24 protein-coding genes are annotated in these 22,571 nt (G+C 33.7%); 14 read left to right on the top strand and 10 right to left on the bottom strand.

What is annotated here, in order from left to right:
- Nucleotides 1–54 precede the first annotated feature (54 nt).
- Genes C8P67_RS13945 through idi form a run of 3 tightly spaced genes read right to left on the bottom strand, consistent with a single transcriptional unit; the run spans nt 55 to nt 1,496 of the window.
- Nucleotides 55–513, bottom strand: coding sequence for a peroxiredoxin (locus C8P67_RS13945; protein ID WP_115813771.1), 459 nt, complete (start codon nt 511–513; stop codon nt 55–57).
- A complete protein-coding gene (locus tag C8P67_RS13940) occupies nt 513–923 on the bottom strand; it encodes a 6-pyruvoyl trahydropterin synthase family protein (protein WP_115813770.1) in 411 nt (136 codons plus the stop codon). Before C8P67_RS13940 ends, C8P67_RS13945 begins: the two co-directional genes overlap by 1 nt.
- 33 nt (nt 924–956) lie before the next feature.
- Nucleotides 957–1,496, bottom strand: coding sequence for an isopentenyl-diphosphate Delta-isomerase (idi, locus tag C8P67_RS13935; RefSeq protein ID WP_115813769.1), 540 nt, complete (start codon nt 1,494–1,496; stop codon nt 957–959).
- A gap of 315 nt (nt 1,497–1,811) precedes the next feature.
- Here idi and msrB point away from each other — a divergent pair, with 315 nt between their 5' ends.
- From msrB to C8P67_RS13905, 6 genes are all read left to right on the top strand, one after another.
- On the top strand, nt 1,812–2,363 hold the full coding sequence (msrB, locus tag C8P67_RS13930; RefSeq protein ID WP_115813768.1) for a peptide-methionine (R)-S-oxide reductase MsrB: 552 nt from the start codon (nt 1,812–1,814) through the stop codon (nt 2,361–2,363).
- Nucleotides 2,364–2,462: 99 nt separating this feature from the next.
- Complete coding sequence (gene msrA, locus C8P67_RS13925) at nt 2,463–3,008, top strand: peptide-methionine (S)-S-oxide reductase MsrA (RefSeq protein WP_245980457.1); 546 nt, start codon at nt 2,463–2,465, stop codon at nt 3,006–3,008.
- Between the two features lie 123 nt (nt 3,009–3,131).
- A complete protein-coding gene (locus tag C8P67_RS13920; RefSeq protein ID WP_115813766.1) occupies nt 3,132–4,547 on the top strand; it encodes an aminopeptidase P N-terminal domain-containing protein in 1,416 nt (471 codons plus the stop codon).
- A gap of 101 nt (nt 4,548–4,648) precedes the next feature.
- The gene (locus tag C8P67_RS13915) at nt 4,649–5,170 is read left to right on the top strand and encodes a MepB family protein (protein WP_115813803.1); all 522 of its coding nucleotides are present in this window, start codon (nt 4,649–4,651) and stop codon (nt 5,168–5,170) included.
- Nucleotides 5,171–5,240: 70 nt separating this feature from the next.
- On the top strand, nt 5,241–5,726 hold the full coding sequence (locus C8P67_RS13910; protein WP_115813765.1) for a nuclear transport factor 2 family protein: 486 nt from the start codon (nt 5,241–5,243) through the stop codon (nt 5,724–5,726).
- A gap of 306 nt (nt 5,727–6,032) precedes the next feature.
- On the top strand, nt 6,033–8,156 hold the full coding sequence (locus C8P67_RS13905) for a S9 family peptidase (protein ID WP_115813764.1): 2,124 nt from the start codon (nt 6,033–6,035) through the stop codon (nt 8,154–8,156).
- Between the two features lie 74 nt (nt 8,157–8,230).
- On the opposite strand, the gene C8P67_RS13900 is transcribed toward C8P67_RS13905, so the two are convergent.
- Entirely contained in the window at nt 8,231–9,820 is a 1,590-nt protein-coding gene (locus C8P67_RS13900) for an NAD(P)/FAD-dependent oxidoreductase (RefSeq protein WP_115813763.1), read from the bottom strand.
- A gap of 312 nt (nt 9,821–10,132) precedes the next feature.
- Here C8P67_RS13900 and C8P67_RS13895 point away from each other — a divergent pair, with 312 nt between their 5' ends.
- Nucleotides 10,133–10,372, top strand: a complete 240-nt coding sequence (locus tag C8P67_RS13895; RefSeq protein ID WP_115813762.1) for a hypothetical protein — start codon at nt 10,133–10,135, stop codon at nt 10,370–10,372.
- A gap of 76 nt (nt 10,373–10,448) precedes the next feature.
- Here the strand turns inward: C8P67_RS13895 and C8P67_RS13890 are convergent, their stop codons facing one another.
- From C8P67_RS13890 to recQ, 3 genes are read right to left on the bottom strand one after another with little or no spacing between them, the layout of a single operon-like run.
- Entirely contained in the window at nt 10,449–10,871 is a 423-nt protein-coding gene (locus C8P67_RS13890; protein ID WP_115813761.1) for a hypothetical protein, read from the bottom strand.
- Nucleotides 10,872–10,876: 5 nt separating this feature from the next.
- The gene (locus C8P67_RS13885; protein WP_115813760.1) at nt 10,877–11,632 is read right to left on the bottom strand and encodes a hypothetical protein; all 756 of its coding nucleotides are present in this window, start codon (nt 11,630–11,632) and stop codon (nt 10,877–10,879) included.
- Nucleotides 11,633–11,639: 7 nt separating this feature from the next.
- The gene (gene recQ, locus C8P67_RS13880; protein ID WP_115813759.1) at nt 11,640–13,835 is read right to left on the bottom strand and encodes a DNA helicase RecQ; all 2,196 of its coding nucleotides are present in this window, start codon (nt 13,833–13,835) and stop codon (nt 11,640–11,642) included.
- An 85-nt stretch (nt 13,836–13,920) separates the two neighbouring features.
- Here recQ and C8P67_RS13875 point away from each other — a divergent pair, with 85 nt between their 5' ends.
- The 5 genes from C8P67_RS13875 to C8P67_RS13855 all read left to right on the top strand — a co-directional run bounded on the left by C8P67_RS13875 (nt 13,921) and on the right by C8P67_RS13855 (nt 17,132).
- Entirely contained in the window at nt 13,921–14,886 is a 966-nt protein-coding gene (locus C8P67_RS13875; RefSeq protein WP_170141469.1) for a KpsF/GutQ family sugar-phosphate isomerase, read from the top strand.
- The gene (gene tatC / locus C8P67_RS13870) at nt 14,886–15,701 is read left to right on the top strand and encodes a twin-arginine translocase subunit TatC (protein WP_115813758.1); all 816 of its coding nucleotides are present in this window, start codon (nt 14,886–14,888) and stop codon (nt 15,699–15,701) included. Before C8P67_RS13875 ends, tatC begins: the two co-directional genes overlap by 1 nt.
- Complete coding sequence (locus C8P67_RS13865; protein WP_115813757.1) at nt 15,694–16,041, top strand: carboxymuconolactone decarboxylase family protein; 348 nt, start codon at nt 15,694–15,696, stop codon at nt 16,039–16,041. The genes tatC and C8P67_RS13865 overlap by 8 nt, the downstream gene beginning before the upstream one ends.
- An 86-nt stretch (nt 16,042–16,127) precedes the next feature.
- Nucleotides 16,128–16,868, top strand: a complete 741-nt coding sequence (gene lptB, locus C8P67_RS13860; protein WP_115813756.1) for an LPS export ABC transporter ATP-binding protein — start codon at nt 16,128–16,130, stop codon at nt 16,866–16,868.
- 30 nt (nt 16,869–16,898) lie between these two features.
- Complete coding sequence (locus C8P67_RS13855; RefSeq protein WP_115813755.1) at nt 16,899–17,132, top strand: DUF5808 domain-containing protein; 234 nt, start codon at nt 16,899–16,901, stop codon at nt 17,130–17,132.
- 10 nt (nt 17,133–17,142) lie between these two features.
- Here the strand turns inward: C8P67_RS13855 and C8P67_RS13850 are convergent, their stop codons facing one another.
- Entirely contained in the window at nt 17,143–17,991 is an 849-nt protein-coding gene (locus tag C8P67_RS13850; protein ID WP_115813754.1) for a glycoside hydrolase family 25 protein, read from the bottom strand.
- Nucleotides 17,992–18,003: 12 nt separating this feature from the next.
- Nucleotides 18,004–18,726: a CDP-alcohol phosphatidyltransferase family protein gene (locus C8P67_RS13845; protein ID WP_115813753.1), complete on the bottom strand. Its 723-nt coding sequence runs from the start codon at nt 18,724–18,726 to the stop codon at nt 18,004–18,006.
- A 188-nt stretch (nt 18,727–18,914) separates the two neighbouring features.
- Between C8P67_RS13845 and C8P67_RS13840 the strand changes: the two genes are divergently transcribed.
- Both C8P67_RS13840 and C8P67_RS13835 read left to right on the top strand, forming a co-directional pair.
- On the top strand, nt 18,915–19,985 hold the full coding sequence (locus C8P67_RS13840; protein ID WP_449403986.1) for a putative type IX sorting system protein PorV2: 1,071 nt from the start codon (nt 18,915–18,917) through the stop codon (nt 19,983–19,985).
- Nucleotides 19,986–20,036: 51 nt separating this feature from the next.
- Nucleotides 20,037–21,176, top strand: coding sequence for a lipoprotein N-acyltransferase Lnb domain-containing protein (locus C8P67_RS13835; protein ID WP_115813751.1), 1,140 nt, complete (start codon nt 20,037–20,039; stop codon nt 21,174–21,176).
- Here C8P67_RS13835 and C8P67_RS13830 read toward each other — a convergent pair whose 3' ends face one another.
- The gene (locus C8P67_RS13830) at nt 21,177–22,571 is read right to left on the bottom strand and encodes an exopolysaccharide biosynthesis polyprenyl glycosylphosphotransferase (protein ID WP_115813750.1); all 1,395 of its coding nucleotides are present in this window, start codon (nt 22,569–22,571) and stop codon (nt 21,177–21,179) included.

The following is a 22,571-nucleotide window of genomic DNA, read 5'->3' as shown; positions in this document are numbered from 1 at the left end:
TTATTTACAAATTTCTATACTTTTACTGTCAAAAGATAATATTATTTTGTCCTTTTATGATTGTATTTCTTTAATTGCATTAAGTGCTTTCGAAATATGATTTTTTGCTTTCATACTGTCAAAAACCATAATTATTGTGCCTGATTTATCAGCTACATAAGTAACTCTGCCCGGTATTAAACCAAACAAATTAGTAGGCACTCCAAAAAGTGTTCTAATTTTCTTGTCTTCATCTGATAAAAGAATAAAAGGCAGTTTAAATTGACTGCTAAACTTTTGATGGGACTCAACACTGTCACCGCTGACTCCTATTACTTCAGCACCCAGATCTTTAAAATCCTCGTATTGATCTCTAAAACTGCAGGCTTGGGTTGTACAGCCCGGCGTATTGTCTTTTGGATAAAAATAAATAACCAAAGGCTTTTTACCAATTAAATCAAGACTGGCAAAGTCATTCCCATTCGTGTCTTTTGCTGTAAAATTTGGAATTTTATCCCCTGCTTTCAGTCCCATTATTCTCCTTTATAAGTTACAAAATTGCGGGGCGTTTCATAAAGAATCACTTCCAAATCAAGTTCCGGCTTTACTTTTTTACGTATTTTATTCCAAATCACTACAACTATATTTTCAGCTGTAGGATTCAAGTCCTGAAATTCGGGCACGTCCAGATTCAAATTTTTATGATCCATCTGATTCTCGACTTCTTCTTTAATAATATCTGTCAAAAATTTCACATCCATTACATAACCCGTTTCTTGATCAATTTCTCCGGTAACACTAACTATTAATTCGTAATTGTGTCCGTGAAAATTAGGATTATTGCATTTGCCAAAAACAGCATCGTTTTGTTCAAAAGTCCAATCTTTTCGATACAGACGATGAGCTGCATTAAAATGGGCTTTTCTGGATATGGTTACTCTCATGTAGGTTTAAGAATTTAATTTTTGCAAAATAGATTAGTTCCTGTTTTCTAAAGCATGTTCTTCTAAAAAATGATAGAATTCTTCAAAAATGATTTTAAACCAAACCGTATAAACTTCTGGATTTAAAAGCATATCGCTTTGTATATCCTCAATTTTCATCCACTTCCAATCTTCTACTTCTTCGGTATTTATCATAGGTTCTCCATCATAATAACCAATCATTACATGATCGAGTTCATGTTCTGTCAAACCATTATCAAAAGGTGCTTTATAGATAAAATGAAAAAGCTCTTTCAACTCGGCATCAAAACCCATTTCTTCATATAATCTGCGATTACCTGCCTGAATATTGGTTTCACCTTCGCGCTGATGACTGCAGCAGGTATTGGTCCACAACAAAGGAGAATGATACTTTTGATGCGCTCTTTGCTGCAGCATAATTTCATTTTTATTATTTAAAATAAAAACTGAAAAAGCACGGTGCAGAATAGCTTTTTCATGCGCTTCCAGTTTTGGCATTAAGCCAATTTGCTCATCCAATTCATTTACTAATATTACTTTTTCTTCTTCCATATTCTGTATTGATGGAACAAAAGTACAAAAAAGATACCTTTGTAAAGGCCTAAAGATTCTTTTGCATTTTATCTAAATTATCATTTTCATGGTGATTAGCTTCTTCAAAACAAAAATCCAAGTGTTAATTTTCTGCTTATTTCATATACCCATTTTGTCTGCTCTATATTCAGCAATTACTCTTTTAAAACCAAAAAACCATTTTTAACGTATATCCAAATAGTTAAAAATTATATAAATAGAATCAAATTGCAAGATAACCGACATTTCTATAGCTTTTCTTCTATTACATTTGATATATAAAAAAACGCCGTTATGAAAACAAAATCTTTTTTTTGCATTTTACTGTTTCTTCCCCTGTTTATTTTTCAAGCTTGCGGACAGAATAAAGAAGTGAAAAATTCGGAAATGACATCCGCTGCAACCAATTCAAGCAAAGCTAAAAATCCTTATTATTCGCATACAGATACTACAAAACTAAATTTGACCGACGCCGAATGGAAAAAAATCCTGCCGGAAGACGTTTATTTAGTTTCCCGAAAAGCAGATACTGAAAGACCTTTTACAGGCAAATATTGGAACACTGATGTAAAAGGAACTTATTATTGTGCAGCCTGCGGTAATACACTTTTCCGATCAGGAGCAAAATTTTCGAGCAGCTGCGGATGGCCAAGTTTTTTTGAACAGGAAAACAAAAAAAGTATCGTATTTAAAGACGATAATTCTATTGGAATGGAACGAATAGAAGCCCTTTGTGGCAGATGCGGCGGACATCTTGGCCATTTATTTGATGACGGACCAGCTCCAACCGGCAAAAGATACTGCATGAATTCCATTGCACTTGATTTTGTGCCAGATGCTAAATAAAAATTAAAACCAATTATGATGAAAACGAAAACATTAATTTTACTCTGTTTATTATTTACTGGAATATTATTTTCCCAAAACAATACTAAAACTAAAAAAATGACACAATCAAATTTTGAAACTATAACTCTTGGCGGAGGCTGTTACTGGTGTGTAGAAGCTGTTTATGAAAACCTGAAAGGTGTAAAAACAGTCGTTTCCGGATTCTCTGGAGGAAAAATCACAAACCCAAGCTATGAAGAAGTATGTTCAGGAACTACAGGTCATGCCGAAGTTGTTCAGATTACTTTTGACAAAAATGTGACCAGTCTTGATGAGATTTTCAAAGTGTTTTTTACTGTTCATGACCCTACAACCCTTAACAGACAGGGAGCCGATAAAGGAACACAGTACAGATCTGTTATTTTTTATAATGATGATGAACAAAAAAAAGAAGCACAATCAATTATTTCTGAGTTAAATAAAGCAAAAGTTTACCAAAATCCAATTGTTACTACGATAGAGCCTTTTACTAAATTTTACAAAGCCGAAGATTATCATCAAAACTATTATGCCAATAACAAAAATCAGCCTTATTGCCAAATGGTTATTCAGCCAAAAATTGAAAAATTTGAAAAAGTCTTTAAAGACAAATTAAAAAAATAAACAGTTAATCATTATATCAGAAACCGCTCTTTAAAATTGAGCGGTTTTTTTTATTTAAAATGGTATTTCTTTTTTTGTAATTTGCATCGTCTAAAATTAAATCATCAACCAAAATCATCAAAAATGAAGCAATTTCTGCCGTTTTTTTTATTCTTAATCACTGTTTTTCAAAGTCATTCGCAGCAAAATCTGCCAACCGATTATCTTTCAAAAGAGTTTCACAAAGGAAGACGTGAAGCGTTTAGAGCATTAATGCCTGCGAATTCTGTAGCCGTGATATTCTCCTATCCTGAAAGAGTTTTTTCCAAAGACGTCAATTACAATTTTCATCAAAATCCTGATTTGTATTATCTAACAGGGTATAAAGAACCAGATGCAGTTTTATTAATTTTTAAAGAAACACAAGGTACAGGCGAAACTTATAATGAAATCTTTTTTGTCAGAGAAAAAAATGCTTCCCGAGAAATGTGGACAGGAAGACGTTTAGGAATTGATGGAGCTAAAACTCAGTTGGGAATTTCGACCGTTTTTAACGGAAATGATTTTAAAGATTTTACCATTGATTTTAAAAAATTCAGCAAAATAATTTATGACAAAATCCCAACGGATATTGGAAATAACAACAGCGGATTTGATCTTTTTGGACTACTCCAGACTTTTAAAAACAAAGCTGGTATTACTTCTAACAGCGAAGAATCTTTAGAAAATTTTAGAAACATTACCAATTCACTTAGAGAAATCAAAACGCCTGAAGAATTGGTTTTAATGCGCAAAACTGTTAAACTTTCCTGTATTGCCCACAACGAAGTAATGAAAGCTGTCGGGCCAGACATGAGCGAGAATGAAGCTGACGGAATTCATGCCTATATTCACAGAAGTTATGGCGCAGAAGATGAAGGCTATCCGCCAATTGTGGGAGCTGGTGCAAATAGCTGTATTTTGCATTACGGAGAAAATAACAGTACCAAAATGGAGAATCAATTGCTATTAATGGATGTGGGATCAGAATATCACGGTTACTCAGCCGATGTAACTAGAACAATTCCGGCAAACGGAAAATTTACTGAGGAACAAAAAGCCATTTATCAATTGGTTTATGATGCTCAGGAAGCTGTTTTTACAATTTGTAAAGAGGGAACACCGCTTGTGGATTTGAATAACAAGGCAAAAGAAGTTCTGGCAAATGGTTTATTAAAACTGGGAATTATTCAAGATTTAAAAGATGTAAATCTATATTATCCGCACGGATGTTCTCATTTTCTTGGGCTAGATGTTCATGACAAAGGTAATTACAGAGGACCGCAAAGTGGTTTAAAGGAGAATATGATTATTACTGTTGAACCTGGAATTTATATCCCCGCAAACAGTAAATGTGATAAAAAATGGTGGAATATTGGTGTCCGTATCGAAGATGATATTCTGATTAAAAAAGATTCTTTTGAAAACCTTTCCATTGACTCACCAAGAAAATGGCAGGAAATCGAAAAATTAGCAGAACAAAAAAGCAGTTTCAACGACATGAAATTTCCAAAATTATAATTTTACAACAAACATGAAATAGAATCCTTCAAAGCTATTTGGAGGATTTTTTGTGGCTGATAAAAAAAATCAAAAAACTAATTTTTCTAAACTACAATCAAATGAGCATTCAAATTGAAGAATTACCAAAAGAGTTCCTGCACTGCAAAAAACTATTTTCTGAAATTGATAATTTTGAAATCAGAGAAGTTACTGTTGAATCAGAAAGCACTGAATATGGAGCCTGCCGTTTTGTTCTAAATAATTTAAATATTCTATTCCGAACTGCTAAAATCACACCTACTAAAACTGGGCAATTTGTTACGCTCTGGAAAAGAATAAATCAAGGTCCAATTCGGCCTTTTGACAGTGTTGATCCTATTGATCTGTTCGTTATCAGCGTTCGTAAAGACAATGATTTCGGGCTTTTTATTTTTCCAAAACAAATTCTTGTAACCAAGGAAATTGTTTCAGATAAAAAAGAAGGAAAACGCGCTATCCGTGTTTATCCGCCTTGGGATATCACAACCAGTAAACAGGCACAAAAAACACAAAAATGGCAATTGGATTATTTCTTAGAATTTCAAGACTCCCAAAAGATTGATGTTAACCGCGTAAAATCATTATTCTTTACAAAAGACTGAAAAACAGCTTTTCATAAAACAAAAAATCTTTTCCTATCTTTATGAGTCATATTAATCTAACGAAAAAAACATGGACAAAAGCAAACACAAATACCAAATCTTTTTCTCGTCTTTTCTGTTAATTTCAAGCCTAAATCTAGCTTTGGCTCAAGAAAAAAAAGTAGCACCTACTTCACAGGAACTGTACAACGAAATTGCTTCGATGGACACACAGCTTTTTGATGCATTCAACGCCAAAGACATGGCAAAATTCAAACCTTTGTTTACCGAAGATTTAGAATGGTACCAAGACAATGGAGGCTTGATTTCCTATGAAACTGTTTTTACAAATTTTGAAAAAATGTTTAAAAACGAAAACAAACTCACCCGTAATTTGGTTAAAGGCAGTCTCGAAGTTCATCCCATAAAAGATTTTGGAGCTATTGAAACTGCTACGCACCAATTTCGCCACATGGAAAACGGAAAAGAAGAAATAGGAACTTTTAAATTTCTTGCCATTTGGAAAAAAGTGGGTATCCAATGGAAAATTTCAAGAATGGTAAGTTATGATCATTGATTTATAAAATATAATTCCCTTTTGGAGATACAATCAAATAAAAAAGGAGTTAATTCATTTCAATAATGAGTAGACTCCTTTCTGCTTCCTGAAGGGCTGTTCATGCAACTTCGGCTATAAAATCATTCTCTAATATGAATCTCTAAAATACTTTTAAACATATATTAACTTGAGATTACTTATTTTCAGAATTCATCATACAGTATTTTATCAGATTAACTGATTACTTTATCGAAAAATAATCAATCAAAAAGAAATTATAATTAAATTTATTTCTTACAAATTACATTAATCAAAATCCATAAAATGAAAAAGTCATTTCTTATTTTGTTTTTATTTTCATATCCGGTCATTGCACAATTTCAAAAGGCATCAGCTCCAATAGCTGACAAGAAAGAACACATTCGGACAATACATGGAGAGAGCGTTAACGACCCCTATTATTGGATGTATGATTATTTTGGAAAAGGCCCAGACAGCACAAAAGCTGTTGATTATCTAAAAGCAGAAAATAATTATCTGAAAACGGTGATGAGCAGCACTGAAAAACTGCAGGCTGATTTATTTACAGAAATGAAACTTCGAATAAAAGAAAAAGATGAGACTGTTCCTACGTTCAAAAACGGCTATTTTTATTATACCCGAACAGAAAATGGAAAAGAATATTACAAGTACTGCAGAAAAAAAGGAAACCTTGATGCGGCCGAAGAAGTCCTGTTGGATGTTGATGAAATGGCAAAAGGTCATTCCTACTATGATGCAGCAGGTTTCGAAATAAGTGAAGACAATAAATTATTAGCTTTTGGAGTTGACCAATTAAGCCGAAGACAATACACTATTCATATAAAAAATTTAGAAACAGGCGAAATACTCAAAGATTCCGTTACAAATACAAATGGTGATGCAGCATGGGCAAGCGATAATAAAACTTTTTTTTATACTTCAAACAATCCAGTAACTCTTTTGTCCGAGAAAATTTTTCGCCATACTCTTGGCGCCGAAAGTAAAAATGATGTAGACGTTTATAAAGAAAAAGATCCTAGCAATTACATATTTGTTACCAAAAGCAAGAATAGCAAATACATTATAATCTATTCGATGGCTACCTTATCTTCTGAAATTCGATTGATAAAAGCAGCGAATCCAACCGATACATTCACTGTTTTTCAGCCTCGCATAAAAAATGTTATTTATGATTTATCCATTTTAGACAACAAATTTTTAATACGTACCAATAAAGACGGTGCAAAAAATTTCAAACTGATGGAATGCCCCTTAGACAAAACTGCAGCTGAAAATTGGAAAGAAATTATACCTAACCGCTCTGATGTTTTATTGCAGGGAGTGGAAGAATTTAAAGATTTTATTGTCATTAATGAACGTAAAAATGGCTTAACAGTCATGCGGGTAAGAAACACAAAAGACAATTCTGAGCATTATATCAATTTTGAAGAACCGGCATACAGGGCTGATTTTGGCTCCAATCCTGAATACAACAGTAATTCCTTCCGATACGAATATACTTCATTAACTACACCCAATTCGACTTTTGATTACAATATGAATTCAAAAGACAAAAAATTAATGAAACAGCAAACTATTATAGGAGGATATTCTTCAGCGGACTACATAACCGAACGTTTATTTGCAACCGCAAAAGACGGCACAAAAATACCAATTTCAATAGTTTACAAAAAAGGATTTCAAAAAAACGGTAAAGCTCCTTTACTGCTTTATGGTTATGGAAGTTATGGCGTAAGCATGGATGCCAGATTTTCGAGTTCCCGCCTGAGTTTATTAAATAGAGGCTTTACATTTGCCATTGCACACATAAGAGGCGGACAGGAAATGGGCCGTCAATGGTATGAAGATGGTAAACTTATGAAAAAGAAAAACACTTTCGCAGATTTTGTAGATTGTGCGCAATTTCTAATTCAGGAAAAATTTACCAGCAAAGAACATTTGTACGCTCATGGAGGAAGTGCGGGTGGCCTTTTGATGGGAGTGGTGGCCAATTTGGCTCCTGATCTATTTCACGGCATCATCGCCGAGGTCCCTTTTGTTGACGTAATTAACACGATGCTTGACGAAAGTATTCCGCTTACGACTAATGAATTTGATGAATGGGGGAATCCAAAAAATAAAGATGCCTATTTATACATGAAAAGTTATAGTCCTTATGAAAATATAGAAAAGAAAAACTATCCCAACATTCTTGTATCCACTGGACTGCATGACAGTCAAGTACAGTACTTTGAGCCTTCGAAATGGGTAGCCAAATTAAGAGATCTGAAAACCGACAATAATTTGTTGCTTCTTCATACTAATATGGATTTTGGTCATGGCGGAGCTAGCGGACGCTTTGATTTTTTAAAAGACATTGCGTTAAATTATGCCTTTATGCTAAATCTCGAAGGAATTACCAAATAGAAAACACTTAATAGAAAAGGCTGTTCCAAAATTAGAAACAGCCTTTTCTATTATTCAAATATTCAGAAAGCTAACTAACTTTTCAAAGCCTCAGCAATTTTCAAAGCACATTTTTCTCCGTCAATCGCGGCAGAAATAATTCCGCCTGCATAACCAGCTCCTTCTCCGCAAGGATACAATCCCTTTATTTGCAGGTGCTCGTATGAAATTGAATCTCTAGGAATACGAACTGGTGACGAAGTTCTTGATTCGGGAGCATGCAATATTGCTTCATTGGTCAAATAACCTTTCATTGATTTTCCGAATTCAGTGAAACCTTCGCGCAGAATCTGCGATAAAAATCCTGGAAAAACCTGTCCCATTTCCACCGAAGTGGTTCCTGGAACATAAGACGTTTTAGGAATATTCGAAGAAACTTTATTTTGTGTAAAATCGACCATTCGCTGCGCAGGAACTTTTTGAGTGTGCTTCGCCTGTTCGCTTACGCTCGAGTGCCCTGCCAAATGCCAAGCTTTTTGTTCAATGCTTTTTTGAAATTCCATTCCGGCCAAGGCTCCAAATTTCGCAAAAGGCTTGAAATCTTCCAATTTCAATTCGATTACAATTCCAGAATTGGCTGTTGCCTGATCTCGTTTGGACGGCGACCAGCCATTGGTTACCACTTCTCCCGGACTTGTTGCACAAGGTGCAATAACACCTCCTGGACACATACAAAATGAATACATTCCGCGTCCATTGACCTGTTTTACAATTGAATAAGGCGCTGGTGGCAAATGCTCCCCGCGATAATCACAACTGTATTGAATGCTGTCAATCAATGACTGCGGATGTTCGGCTCTTACGCCCAAGGCAAAAGGCTTCGCTTCAATAAGTACTTTCTTTTTATCCAGCAGTTCAAAAATATCTCTCGCCGAATGTCCTGTAGCCAATATTAATTTATTTGCTAAAATCGTATCCCCATTTTGAGTTACGATTCCCTGCACTTCATTATTTTTAATCAAAATATCGGTCAAACGGGTTTCGAACAAAACCTGTCCACCATACTCGATGATTTTCTCCCGAATATCCTGTATAATTTGAGGCAATTTGTTTGTACCAATATGGGGATGCGCGTCTACCAATATATCTCCGGTAGCACCAAAAGCAACAAGCAATTCTAATATTCGGGTAACATCACCACGTTTTTTGGAACGGGTATATAATTTCCCATCCGAATAGGTTCCTGCTCCTCCTTCGCCAAAACAATAATTAGAATCCTCATCAACAATATGATCTCTATTGATTGCTTTCAAATCACGGCGGCGTCCACGAACATCTTTTCCTCTTTCAATTACGATAGGTTTTAAACCCAATTCTATTAATTGCAAAGCAGCAAAAAGTCCTGCAGGACCAGCTCCTACTACAATAACTTCCTGCGCATTGGCAACATTTTTATAATCTGGCAGTTCTATTTGATACTCCTGAAAAGGTTCGCCTTTCAAATAAATAGAAACTTTCAAATTGATTTTTATTGCTTTCTGGCGTGCATCAATTGACCGCTTCAAGATAACCACGTGTTGTATCTCCTTGACTGAGACTTTAATTTGTTTGGACAAATAATCTTTCAGCAACGATTCGTTGGAAGCAATTTCCGGAGAAACTTGTAATAGGAGTTCTTGTGGCATATCTTATTTATTAGCTTTTCTTTCTATGAAAAGAAGATGCAAAAATACTATTTTGAACTGAAATTAGTTCTTCCTCATACACTTTTAATATTTAAGCCACGAATTCACAAATTATTACACACGAAAGAAGCAAACTGACGAAGTAAATTATTACGTCTTAATGACACGAATTATCCTTAAAGTCATAATTTGTGCAATTTTAATTTTGATAAAAAATTAATTAGTGAATTCGTGGCTAACTTTTTTTAAAGACCCATTTTCAGAAATAGACTTTGTACCTTTGTTTCTTTCAAACTTTGCACTAAAAAAATAATGTCTAGAAAAATAAAACTAATATGGGATTTTCGTGGTCCTGCTTCGGCAAAAACGGCCGAACATCACGAAATACATTTGAAAGAATACATTGTGATTGAAAAATTGCCGATTAACATAACAGGATTTGAAATCTTTAATGAAATGTATGCAACCGCTTACATGGTCGTTGTTGAGGAAAATATGATTCAGGTAAGAGATGCCTTGAAACCGCATCGTGGGGAAGTTTATGAAGAGTAAAACTCTAATGAAAAATCCAAATTCAAAACTACTTCTAGCTGTTTGAATTTGGATTTTTTTGAATTTTAAAATCGTTTTACTTTAAGTCAAGCTTATAATCACTAAATATATAAGTATTATCATCTTTTCCAAGCAGCTTAATACTTTTAAAATCTACAACTTCATCATTTTTGACTTCATATTCATAAACATCAATATCTTTAGTACCTTCCGCTGATTCGTAAAACTTACCATCTTTGGTCCACCATTTTCCTTTTTCAGTAAAAGTCTCTATTTGGCAGTTTTCTTTTGCAGTAAACATGATGACATAATTACCATCTGCAAATCTTTGCTGTATCCAATGTTTTTCAATTCCATCTATTTGTTTGTCTTTTTCAAATCCCTTCCAAATACCGACCAACTTATTATCTTGCTCTTTTTTATCAATTGAAAAACTAAAAATCAAAATGGAAAATACTGCCAAAACAGCTATTTTAAACAAAGGGGATATTTTTTTCATAATACTTAATTATTTGGGACTTCTATTGTTTTCATGTAATCACTTAAATAAACAAACATAAACGATTCTATAAATTTGTCAGCTTTAAATTCAGTTTCTTTTTTCGTTAAAGATTTATTCTCTTTCCCAATACCAGGATGCACTACTCTTAAAGAACTGCCCGGATAGTCGGTCTCTTGCTCCATTTCCTTAAACTCCTTAACTTTAGCTTTATATTCTTCTGTCTTTTTATAATAATTAAAATAGTCCATTTTAAACTTCTGAAACTCTTCAGTTGTAAACTTCTTTGATTTGATAGTACTACCGTTCTTTATTTCTATTAGATTATAATTTTGGTAAAGAGAACTATATCCCATATGTACATATTTAACTACATCTCCTGAAGGACATATTAGCAAACCTGAATAAAAATCACATGGAAAATTAAGCTTTGCTCCAAAAATATCTTTATAAATAGATGTTTTGATAAATTGGGTTTTACCATTACTATCCTCCTTAAAATCTTCTTTATAAATATTCTCGACAACCAATTTCCCAGCTACAAACTTAAAATAAGCAACATAACCTCTCCAATTTGCACTGGAAAGGCTAGTTATTAAATTGTCTGGAATGGGATGATTCTTAAAATATTCTTCTAACGGATTTGATTGTATGAAGAGCGTGTCTTTTTCTATTATTAAATAATCAGGAACCTGGCCGGTCGCAAATAACTTGGTGGATCCTAAAAAAATGATAACTAATAATAATTTAAAAAATCTCATAAAAAATTTAATTTGCCACTTCGCTAATAAATTTTATTCGCATCAGGCGTAATTCGTCCAAATCATAATCGCCATCAAATTCTTTGAGAGCTTTTTCAATATTATCTGATTCTGATTCCATAAAATATTCATGGATTTCCTCCTGCTGATCGTCGTCCAGCATTTCATCAATCCAATATTTGATATTCAATTTGGTTCCTGAATATACAATTTGTTCCATTTCTTTTATCAAATCGTCCATCTTCAACCCTTTTGCGGAAGCGATATCTGTCAGAGCTAATTTTCTGTCTATATTTTGAATGATATACAGTTTATTGACAGAGTTCACTCCGGTTGATTTCACAACCAAATCATCAGGACGTATAATGTCATTCTCTTCGACATAACGATTTATTAATTCAATGAATTCTTTACCATATTTCTTAGCTTTCCCTTCACCAACTCCATGAATATTAATTAATTCTGACTGCGAAATTGGATATTTCAATGCCATATCTTCAAGAGAAGGATCTTGAAAAACCACAAATGGAGGAACACCTAGTTTTTTAGCAACTTTTTTCCTCAATTCGCGAAGCATTGACATTAACAATTCATCGGCTGTCCCAGATGATTTTGAAGCAGTTATTATGGCGTCATCTTCGGACTCACTATATTCATGGTCCTCAGACATTAAAAAGGATTCTGGGTTTTTCATAAACGCCAATCCTTCTTTTGTAATTTCTATAATACCATAGGTTTCAATATCCTTAGTCAGCAATCCTGCGACAAGAACCTGACGTAATAAAGCCATCCAATATTTTTCGTCATGATTTGAACCTGAGCCAAAAAATGACTGCGAATCTGTTTTATGAGCATTGATAACCGCATTTACACGGCCAATTAATGTAAAAACAATCTCTTTGGATTTATAAATATGCTTGGTTTTTTTGACAACTTCCAACAGCTTCAGCACTTCATCTTTGGCTTCCACTTTTGTTTTCGGGTTACGCACGTTATCATCCATATCGGCACCCTCGCCTGTTTCGCTGTCAAATTCTTCACCAAAATAATGAAGCAAAAATTTTCTTCTCGACATTGAAGTTTCAGCATAAGCCACCACTTCCTGCAATAAAGCAAAACCTATTTCCTGCTCAGCAACTGGTTTTCCTGAAAGAAATTTTTCTAATTTCTCTACATCTTTATAGGAGTAATAAGCAAGACAGTGTCCTTCTCCTCCATCCCTTCCAGCGCGTCCTGTTTCCTGATAATAACTTTCTAATGATTTTGGAATATCATGATGAATCACAAAACGAACATCGGGCTTATCGATTCCCATACCAAAAGCAATTGTAGCAACAACAACTTCTACATCTTCCATCAAAAACATGTCCTGATGTTTTGCCCGTGTTTTAGCATCCAGACCTGCATGATATGGAACGGCACTAATTCCATTCACTTGTAATACTTCGGCGATGGATTCTACTTTTTTACGGCTCAAACAGTAAATAATACCAGATTTTCCTTTATGCTGTTTTATAAACCGAATGATATCTGATTCAACATTTTTTGTTTTGGTACGAACTTCATAAAACAAATTGGCTCTGTTAAATGAAGCTTTAAAAGTAGTAGCATTCGACATCTCCAAATTTTTCAGGATATCTTCCTGCACTTTTGGAGTTGCAGTAGCCGTAAGGCCAATTATAGGAACTTCTCCTAATTGCTTAATAATATTTTTTAGATTTCGGTATTCTGGTCTAAAATCATGTCCCCATTCTGAAATGCAGTGTGCTTCATCAATTGCAACAAATGAAATTGGCACTGTCTGCAGAAAAGCAACATATTCCTCTTTAGTCAAGGACTCAGGCGCTACATACAAAAGCTTGGTTATCCCCGCTGAAATATCGGATTTAACCTGTGCAATTTCCGTTTTGGTAAGTGAGGAATTTAGAACATGAGCAATCCCATTCTCGGAAGAAAGGCTTCGAATAGCATCTACCTGATTCTTCATTAATGCTATTAAAGGAGATACAACAATTGCAGTTCCTTCCTGAACTAAAGCTGGTAATTGGTAACAGAGCGATTTCCCTCCACCTGTAGGCATAATCACAAATGTATTTTGCTTGTTAAGCAAAGTTTTAATAACATTTTCCTGCAGACCTTTGAACTTACTGAATCCAAAATACTTCTTTAATTCTTTGTCTATGTCAATTTCGTTTGAATTCATTCTTTAATATGTGGTATTTTATTTAAATTTGCGGCACATAAAGATACAACTTTCTTTTACACTTACAAATTTTAAACTATCTGTTTTGATTACAAAAGAAAACATATTGGCCAATGCTAAAAAAACAATTGAATCAGAAAGCCAATCTATTGCTAAATTAATTGATTTCATTGACGATACTTTTGCTGAAGCCGTACAATGTATTTTCAATTCTAAAGGCCGATTAATCGTAACCGGAATTGGCAAAAGTGCAATTATTGCTCAAAAAATGGTAGCTTCTTTTAACTCCACGGGCACACCTTCCTTATTTTTACACGCTTCTGAAGCGATACACGGAGATTTAGGAATGCTGCAAAAAGACGATGTTGTTATCTGCATATCCAAAAGTGGCAATAGTCCAGAAATCAAAGCATTAGTACCGCTTCTGACTCGTTTTGGAAATAAATTAATTGGAATGACGGGGAATATGACTTCCTTTTTGGCAAAAGGCTCACATTACGTTTTAAACACAACCGTTGATGCAGAAGCCTGTCCATTAAACTTAGCTCCCACTAATAGTACAACGGCGCAATTAGTTATGGGAGATGCCATAGTTGTTTGTCTTATGGAAATGAGAGATTTCAAAGCTGAAGATTTTGCAGTTTATCATCCTGGCGGTGCTTTAGGAAAAAAATTACTGCTTCGCGTGAAAGACATGCTGGAACATACTTTAAAACCCGAAGTAGGCCCAGATACTCCTGTCAAAAAAGCAATTTTCGAAATTTCAGAGAAACGTTTAGGTGTAACTGCAGTTGTAGAAAACAACAAAGTAATCGGAATAATTACTGACGGTGATATTCGAAGAATGCTCAACGACAGAGATACTTTTGCCGAATTAACTGCTAAAGATATTATGACAAAAAGTCCAAAAACAATACAATCTGCTGCTATGGTGGTAGATGCTTTCAATATTATGGAAGATTTTTCCATCACGCAATTAATAGTTGTAGACAATGGAGAATATAAAGGCGTATTGCATTTACATGACATTTTAAAAGAGGGGATTGTATAATGGCAAAGAAAAATTTAGGCGAAATGTCCTTTTTAGACCATCTGGAAGAATTAAGATGGCTATTAGTTAGAAGCACAACAGCTGTAGTCATCATGGCTTGTGTAACTTATTTTGTAAGTGATTATTTGTTTGATACAATTATATTTGGCCCAACAAGACCAACTTTTTTTACCTATCGCTATTTCTGTGAATTATCACATCAATTGGGATTCGCCGAAAGCATCTGCATAACCGAAATGCCTTTTATTATTCAGAATACTGAGATGGAAGGGCAGGTTAATATTTTTGTATGGATGTGTATTTTGGCAGGTTTCATTTTAAGTTTTCCCTATATTTTATGGGAAGTTTGGAAATTCATCGGCCCAGCTCTTTATGAAAAAGAAAAGAAAGGAGCTAAAGTATTTATATTTAGTTCTTCATTACTTTTCTTCTTAGGTGTTATATTTGGCTATTATGTTGTAATTCCAATGTCCGTAAACTTTGTAGCTACGTTCACAATAAGTGATGTTGTCAAAAATCAATTTACTCTGGACTCCTATATTGGTATGGTAAAAACCAGTATTTTGGCCAGCGGATTATTCTTTGAACTCCCTATAATTATTTATTTCTTAACAAAATTAGATTTAGTAACTCCAGAATTTTTACGAAAATATTGGAAATATGCTGTTGTCATAATCTTGATTGTCGCGGCAATTGTTACGCCTCCAGATGTTGTGAGCCAGACTATTGTTGCTATTCCAATGCTGCTTATTTATGAAGTAAGTATATTGATTTCAAAAATTGTAGTATTAAATAAAAAGAAAACAAATGTCTGATATCGTACAAGAATTCAATGATTACCGTTCCAAAATGAACGAAAAATTATTGGCCGACAATAATAAAATAGTAAAACGTATTTTTAATCTGGATACCAATGCGTATGCAGCAGGAGCTTTGGATGTTAAAACCAAAGAACTTTTGGGACTTGTAGCTTCGGCTGTTCTGCGTTGTGACGACTGCGTAAAATACCACTTAGAAACCAGTTATAAAGAAGGAGTTACCAAAGAAGAAATGATGGAAGCTATGGGAATAGCAACCTTAGTGGGCGGCACAATTGTAGTTCCTCATCTTCGCAGAGCTTATGAATTCTGGGAAGCTTTGGAAGAAACCAAATAATTGTTAATTCGTTGATTTGTTCAATCGTTAATTGTAACGATTAAACGGTTAAACAATTAAACATTTAAAACGATCAAACTAAAAAAATGAAGCTAAGAGCAGAAAATTTAATAAAAACCTACAAAGGCCGAAGTGTTGTAAAAGGTATTTCGGTAGAAGTAAATCAAGGTGAAATCGTTGGTCTTTTGGGACCAAATGGTGCCGGAAAAACGACTTCTTTTTATATGATTGTAGGATTGGTAAAACCAAATTCAGGAAATATTTATCTTGACGATTTGAATATTACCGATTATCCGATGTACAAAAGAGCACAGCAGGGAATTGGATATTTAGCTCAGGAAGCTTCAGTTTTTAGAAAATTAAGTATTGAAGATAATATTTTGAGTGTATTGCAATTAACCAAACTTTCTAAAGAAGCACAAATTGCTAAAATGGAAAGTCTGATTGCTGAATTTAGTTTGGAACACATTCGCACCAACCGCGGAGATTTACTTTCGGGTGGCGAGCGCCGTCGTACCGAAATTGCCCGCTGTCTTGCTACAGATCCTAAATTTATTTTACTAGATGAACCTTTTGCTGGAGTTGATCCAGTTGCTGTAGAAGATATTCAGAGAATCGTAGCGCAATTAAAAAACAAGAACATTGGAATCCTAATCACCGACCACAACGTGCAGGAAACCCTTGCTATCACAGACAAAACCTATCTTATGTTTGAAGGCGGAATTCTAAAAGCTGGTATTCCTGAAGAATTGGTTGAAGACGAAATGGTACGACGTGTATATCTTGGACAAAATTTCGAATTAAGAAAGAAAAAATTGGAGTTTTAAGTTTTTATTTCTGTTAAAAAGAAAAAAACAATGTCATCAAAAGAACCTTCTAAAGAGACCTCAGACAAATGGAAAAATGACCCCAACAATTGGATTTGGGGAATTTTCTATTATAACAAAGAAGATCCGCGTATTTTTCCTCCTAAGAAAATCGAAGAAATGGGATTTACAATCAATTTTGCTAATCCAAATTCGGTATTGACTGCTGTTATTGCTTTGGCTTTCTTTGCAATTGTAACATTTGTCATTCTCAAAAATAAATAAGCAAAAAAAATTATTCTACCGCAATATACTGCAGCTGCTGTAAGTCTCCATTATAGATATTAACATCAACTTTAGTATCGATTCCCGGCACAGTGGCTTTCTCTGTAAATTGCCAAAAAAGCCAATCGTCCTGAATTTCCTCTCGATAAAAATTGTAATTGGCTATCCAAAAAAGATAATCACTGAATTCTTCTTTCAGAAAATCATCATAGTATTTTTCGCCGGTGTAAATTATCGGCCTCACGCCATAATGTAATTCTACGGCTTTCAGCCAGCGTTTCAAGCCTATTTTTAAGCGTTCAATTGACTGTTCTTTAGGAAGTTTTTCGATATCCAAAACAGGTGGAAGATCACCTTTTTTTAATTTTACTGTTTTTATAAAAAGTTCGGCCTGCTCCAGTGAATTTTCGTTCGGGCGATAATAATGATAGGCACCGCGAATCATTTTATTTTCTTTGGCACCAAGCCAATTTCTTTTAAACTGTCTATCAGGTCTATCCTTTCCAACGGTTGCCCTAACAAAAACATATTGCAAAGGATATTTTTCTTCGATCGTATCTACATAAGACCATCGGATTTTTCCCTGATATTCGGAAACATCAATTCCAACGACTTTACCATCGTTTTTTTCTAAAACCTTTAGATTCCGGGCTTCCGAAAAAACATCGGTCTCTCGGGTGGTATCATGCGTTCTAAACCCCAAATAATGAGCAAAACTGGAACGGTAATGGTAAATTACTGATACTGTTACAAAAAATAAAAAAACAAGTATCAGATTGCCAAAAAATTTAGCGGTAAAAACAGTGCCTTTCTTTTTAGGTTTACGAGTATAGGAAGTTCTTGTATTCTTACTTTTCATCCAAAACAGAAACTACTTTTTTAGAAACTTATTATTAATTACTGAAAGTAAAACATAGAAGATAATTATTAATGGAATTGCTAAATAATTCAAAGAAACCAATAATAAAACTGCTATGGCTAAAAACACAATCTGCAGTGCATTATCCTTAAAATTAAACTTTTTTATTTTTAAAGAAAACAAAGGAATTTCAGCATTTAAGATGTAAGCGCTAAACAAAGTTATTGTTAGCAAAACCCATTTTTCAGTCAGGACTTCAATCACTAATAATGATCCTGCCGAATAATATTCCAGCACTAGCGGAAGGCTTAATATAAAAAGAGCGTTTGCAGGCGTTGGCAATCCTATAAACGAATCCGTTTGGCGAGTATCAATGTTGAATTTCGCTAAACGCATACAAGATCCTAAAGTTATGATAAATCCTAAATACGGAAAACACTGAAGATATCCTTCACTCATGTTAACATTACTCGAAAGCATCATTTTGAACATTACAAATCCTGGAACAACGCCGCTTGTTACCATATCGGCAAGTGAGTCCAGCTGTAGTCCCAAAGGTCCTGAAACTTTGAACAGACGAGCAAAAAAACCATCAAAAAAATCCAAAAATATTCCGAGACCAACAAAGTAGAAAGCCATTTCAAATTGGTCTTTACTTACAAATATGACAGCGATACAGCCACAAAAAAGGTTTAATAACGTAATTGTATTTGGAATATGTTTTTTGATGTTCATAGTGTTTAAATTGAATTATAAGCTTGGCAAATTTAATACATTAAGCGAAAGTGTTACCCGTTTTGCTTAGAGATTTTAAATTCTTAGCAACAAAAATTAGTATTTAATTGAATTGAAGCAGTTACATCATCAAAAAACTTTATTTTTGGGAAATAATTAAAACGCTTTTAGCTTACAAACAACATCCCTTGAAAAAAACACAGCTTTTTTTATTCTTTTTAATAGTAAATAGTATCTATTGCCAAACGGTTCGAAAATACTCAAATGAGTTTATGAATATTGGTGTAGATGCTGCAGCTTTGGGAATGTCAAATGCAGTTACTGCCACAACTTCTGATGTTAATTCTTCATATTGGAATCCCGCGGGGCTAATTCACTTAGAGGACGATCAAATTTCCTTAATGCATTCTAATTACTTTGCCAATATTGCTAAATACGATTTTATCGCTTATGCCAGTCCTATTGATGACCGAAGTGCCTGGGGAATTTCGTTAATCCGTTTTGGCGTTGACGACATCATGAACACCACTGAATTAATTGATAATGAAGGTAATATTGACTACAATAGAATCAAGCTTTTCTCAACTGCAGACTACGGATTTACTTTTTCATATGCAGTAAAACTACCAGTACCAGGCTTTCAATATGGAGTAAATGCTAAAATCATCCGGCGAATAATTGGAGATTTTGCCACATCTTGGGGATTTGGATTTGACTTAGGCATACAATTCGAAAAAAATGACTGGCAGTTTGGATTAATGCTTCGGGACATTACTACTACTTACAATATTTGGAACATCAACGAAGAAGCTTATCAGAAAATAGCCGATGCAATTCCGGGGGAAAATCAAGAAGTACCCGAGAGTTCTGAGATTACTCTTCCCAAAGCACAATTGGGAGTGGGCAAGAAATTTATTTTTCACGATGATTACAGTCTTTTGACTACCGCAAATATGAATATGCAGTTTACACAAACTAATGACTTAATTTCCAGTAAATTTATCAGTATCGATCCAGCTATAGGTTTAGAATTTGGGTATACCAATTTAGCTTTCCTAAGAGCAGGTGTTGGCAATTTTCAGCACGTAACCCAATTAGACAATGGAGAAAAAATTGGATTTCAGCCCAACATTGGTTTAGGGTTCAAATACAAAGGAATAGCTATTGATTATGCTTTAACAGCATTAGGAAATCAAAGCACTGCATTGTATTCAAATGTATTTTCATTAAAAATTGATTTATCACTTTTTAGAAACTAACTTTAATTCTTTAAAAAATACAATTTTATTTATATCAAAAAAATCAGCAAAATGAAAACCAGATCTCTTAAAAAAATATTTGTCAGCCTTCTTTTATTGAGTTCAATTTACAATTCATTTTGTCAAGACGTAATATTATCAAAAAACGCATCGGTAAGTGTAATGACCTGCGGTACTGGGAACGAACTTTATTCCTTATTTGGCCACACTGCCATAAGAGTTCGTGATGATGAAAATAATCTTGATGTGGTCTACAATTATGGTGCATTTGATTTTGGCACGCCTAATTTTGCAATGAAATTTACTAAAGGAGATTTGGATTATTTTATAACTAACAATCGTTACATCGATTTTATTAATCAGTACAATTATGAGAAAAGAGATGTTTACGAGCAGGAATTAAACATTCCGTTAGAGCTAAAACAGGAATTATTTAAAAATCTAGCTCAATCCATGTTATCTGATGAACGTTTATATCAATACAAATTCATTGATAATAATTGTACTTCGAAAGTGGTTGATGTGATTAATAAAACACTAAAAGCAAAATTAATCATCAAAAAAGCAGATACTGATCAAACTTACAGATCTATTTTGTTTCCTTATTTTAACAATCACTTTTATGAGAAATTAGGAACCAGTATTGTATTTGGAACAAAAGTGGATCAAATGGGGACAAAAATATTTCTACCCGCTGAACTTCAAAAAAGCCTGGAACTCATTCGTTATCAAAATCAGCCTTTATCTAAAGGAAACAAAACAATATTAAATTTTGAAGAAGAAGCACCCGTTTCATGGTGGAATAACAGTTATACTTTTCTCTTTATTTTAGCATTTGTAACTCTGATAAACAAGAAAAGTATTGATTATATATATTTATCTATAATAACTTTATTGGGATTGCTGTTTGTTTTTTTAGGATTTTATTCATTCCATCAAGAATTGGGATATAATTATAACATATTTTTGTTTAACCCGACACTCTTACTTTTACTATATTTTGTGATAACAAAAAATTCAAAATGGATATACAAATTGGCATCATTAAACATTGTCATGATTATTATGTATTTCTGTTTCATTATTACAAAAATTCATTTAATCATCGTTTTACCGATAATTATAACCAATTTGTTTGTTCTATTCCGAATAGCTATTAAAAATAAAAAGCGTATTCCAATAATTATTTAATTACTGTCCTCTATAAAACAGCATTGTGGAAACTGTTTTAAAAGCAATACTTAAATCCAAATAAATGCTTCGGTGTTTGATATAATACAAATCATATTGAAGTTTTATCAAACTGTCTTCCAGTTTTTCTCCGTAAGAATAGTTAACTTGTGCCCAGCCTGTAAGCCCAGGTTTTATGATATGCCTTGTTTCGTAAAAAGGCATTATTTTTGCAATTTCATTAACAAATACTGGTCGCTCTGGTCTAGGTCCGATCACGGCCATTTCACCCTTTAGAATATTAATAAACTGCGGAAATTCATCTATTCTCGTTTTTCTTAAAAACTTTCCAAACTTAGTTACTCGAGAATCATTGATTTTGGCAAACACTGCTCCCGATTTTTCGGCGTTTTTGATCATTGTCCTAAATTTAATGATCCTAAAAATGACTCCGTCTTTGCCAACTCTTTTTTGAGTATAAAACAATTTTCCTTTGTTCCAAAAGGCATTTCCTACTAGAATTATTGGAATTAAAACGATACCAATACTTAACCCAATTAACGATAATACAATTTCACACAATCGAATGGACAGCAGATATAATTTGTTCTGGTTACTGCGGCTGAACGGAAAAAAACGGTAAAAATCTCTTGATATATACTGAACTGGAATACGCTGTGCTTTACTTTCATATATATGGGTATATTCTCTAATACTCTTCCCCGATTCTAACAAATTAAGTAATTGGTGATATAAGTCTGTCGTAATTCCATCCGTTTTTTGTGAGGCAACCACTATTTCAGAAATACTGTTTTTAGCAACAAATGAGGTTAATTCTTTTATTTCAATATGTTTTACATGCTGAAATTCCAAGTCGGAAGCTGAATCACTATCTGCATTTATATATCCAATTATTTTATAATGAGGATCAACACTTTCCAGCCCTAAAACAAGTTCTTCTACCTGATCTCTGTCACAAACTAATACTGCATTTTGAACAAACCTGTGAGATGCTAAAAAATGAAGATAAATCATCCTCCAGGCATATAAGATGATAAAAAAAGTAACATAAAACAATAATAACTGCAAACGGTTTTTGGGCAATTCAGGCGAAAAAATAGGCGTTAGCAAATAAGCTAATACTGTAGAAGTAGTTGTCAAAATTACGCTTCGCAGTACTTGAAGATTATTGCTTGCGACTTGAAGATTGTACATTTCAAAAATAGCCCCAAATACATTAATATAAATGGCTAAAACAATAATCCAATAATAATTAGTTAATGAAAATTGAAAATAATTGAAATTAAAAATAAAACTTAAACAATACATTCCCAGTAATACAAAAACTACATCAAAAATTCGTAAAAGCAATTTACGCTCAGATATTTCGAAATGCATTTTTTTTGAATTACTCAT

Origin of the sequence: Flavobacterium aquicola (assembly GCF_003385115.1) — a bacterium.
In the GTDB taxonomy this organism is placed as follows: domain Bacteria; phylum Bacteroidota; class Bacteroidia; order Flavobacteriales; family Flavobacteriaceae; genus Flavobacterium; species Flavobacterium aquicola.
This window is presented reverse-complemented; position numbering and strand designations above follow the sequence as displayed.

What these genes read in the sequence shown, in the direction of transcription:
- C8P67_RS13855 (WP_115813755.1), top strand. Translation starts at nt 16,899, where the DNA reads ATGTCATCAAAAGAACCTTCTAAAGAGACCTCAGACAAATGGAAAAAT.
- msrA (WP_245980457.1), top strand. Translation starts at nt 2,463, where the DNA reads ATGACACAATCAAATTTTGAAACTATAACTCTTGGCGGAGGCTGTTAC.
- recQ (WP_115813759.1), bottom strand. Translation starts at nt 13,835, where the DNA reads ATGAATTCAAACGAAATTGACATAGACAAAGAATTAAAGAAGTATTTT.
- C8P67_RS13945 (WP_115813771.1), bottom strand. Translation starts at nt 513, where the DNA reads ATGGGACTGAAAGCAGGGGATAAAATTCCAAATTTTACAGCAAAAGAC.
- C8P67_RS13835 (WP_115813751.1), top strand. Translation starts at nt 20,037, where the DNA reads ATGAAAACCAGATCTCTTAAAAAAATATTTGTCAGCCTTCTTTTATTG.
- idi (WP_115813769.1), bottom strand. Translation starts at nt 1,496, where the DNA reads ATGGAAGAAGAAAAAGTAATATTAGTAAATGAATTGGATGAGCAAATT.
- C8P67_RS13890 (WP_115813761.1), bottom strand. Translation starts at nt 10,871, where the DNA reads ATGAAAAAAATATCCCCTTTGTTTAAAATAGCTGTTTTGGCAGTATTT.
- C8P67_RS13885 (WP_115813760.1), bottom strand. Translation starts at nt 11,632, where the DNA reads ATGAGATTTTTTAAATTATTATTAGTTATCATTTTTTTAGGATCCACC.
- C8P67_RS13920 (WP_115813766.1), top strand. Translation starts at nt 3,132, where the DNA reads ATGAAGCAATTTCTGCCGTTTTTTTTATTCTTAATCACTGTTTTTCAA.
- msrB (WP_115813768.1), top strand. Translation starts at nt 1,812, where the DNA reads ATGAAAACAAAATCTTTTTTTTGCATTTTACTGTTTCTTCCCCTGTTT.
- tatC (WP_115813758.1), top strand. Translation starts at nt 14,886, where the DNA reads ATGGCAAAGAAAAATTTAGGCGAAATGTCCTTTTTAGACCATCTGGAA.
- lptB (WP_115813756.1), top strand. Translation starts at nt 16,128, where the DNA reads ATGAAGCTAAGAGCAGAAAATTTAATAAAAACCTACAAAGGCCGAAGT.
- C8P67_RS13895 (WP_115813762.1), top strand. Translation starts at nt 10,133, where the DNA reads ATGTCTAGAAAAATAAAACTAATATGGGATTTTCGTGGTCCTGCTTCG.
- C8P67_RS13910 (WP_115813765.1), top strand. Translation starts at nt 5,241, where the DNA reads ATGGACAAAAGCAAACACAAATACCAAATCTTTTTCTCGTCTTTTCTG.
- C8P67_RS13905 (WP_115813764.1), top strand. Translation starts at nt 6,033, where the DNA reads ATGAAAAAGTCATTTCTTATTTTGTTTTTATTTTCATATCCGGTCATT.
- C8P67_RS13900 (WP_115813763.1), bottom strand. Translation starts at nt 9,820, where the DNA reads ATGCCACAAGAACTCCTATTACAAGTTTCTCCGGAAATTGCTTCCAAC.
- C8P67_RS13865 (WP_115813757.1), top strand. Translation starts at nt 15,694, where the DNA reads ATGTCTGATATCGTACAAGAATTCAATGATTACCGTTCCAAAATGAAC.
- C8P67_RS13915 (WP_115813803.1), top strand. Translation starts at nt 4,649, where the DNA reads ATGAGCATTCAAATTGAAGAATTACCAAAAGAGTTCCTGCACTGCAAA.
- C8P67_RS13845 (WP_115813753.1), bottom strand. Translation starts at nt 18,726, where the DNA reads ATGAACATCAAAAAACATATTCCAAATACAATTACGTTATTAAACCTT.
- C8P67_RS13830 (WP_115813750.1), bottom strand. Translation starts at nt 22,571, where the DNA reads ATGAGTAATTCAAAAAAAATGCATTTCGAAATATCTGAGCGTAAATTG.
- C8P67_RS13850 (WP_115813754.1), bottom strand. Translation starts at nt 17,991, where the DNA reads ATGAAAAGTAAGAATACAAGAACTTCCTATACTCGTAAACCTAAAAAG.
- C8P67_RS13940 (WP_115813770.1), bottom strand. Translation starts at nt 923, where the DNA reads ATGAGAGTAACCATATCCAGAAAAGCCCATTTTAATGCAGCTCATCGT.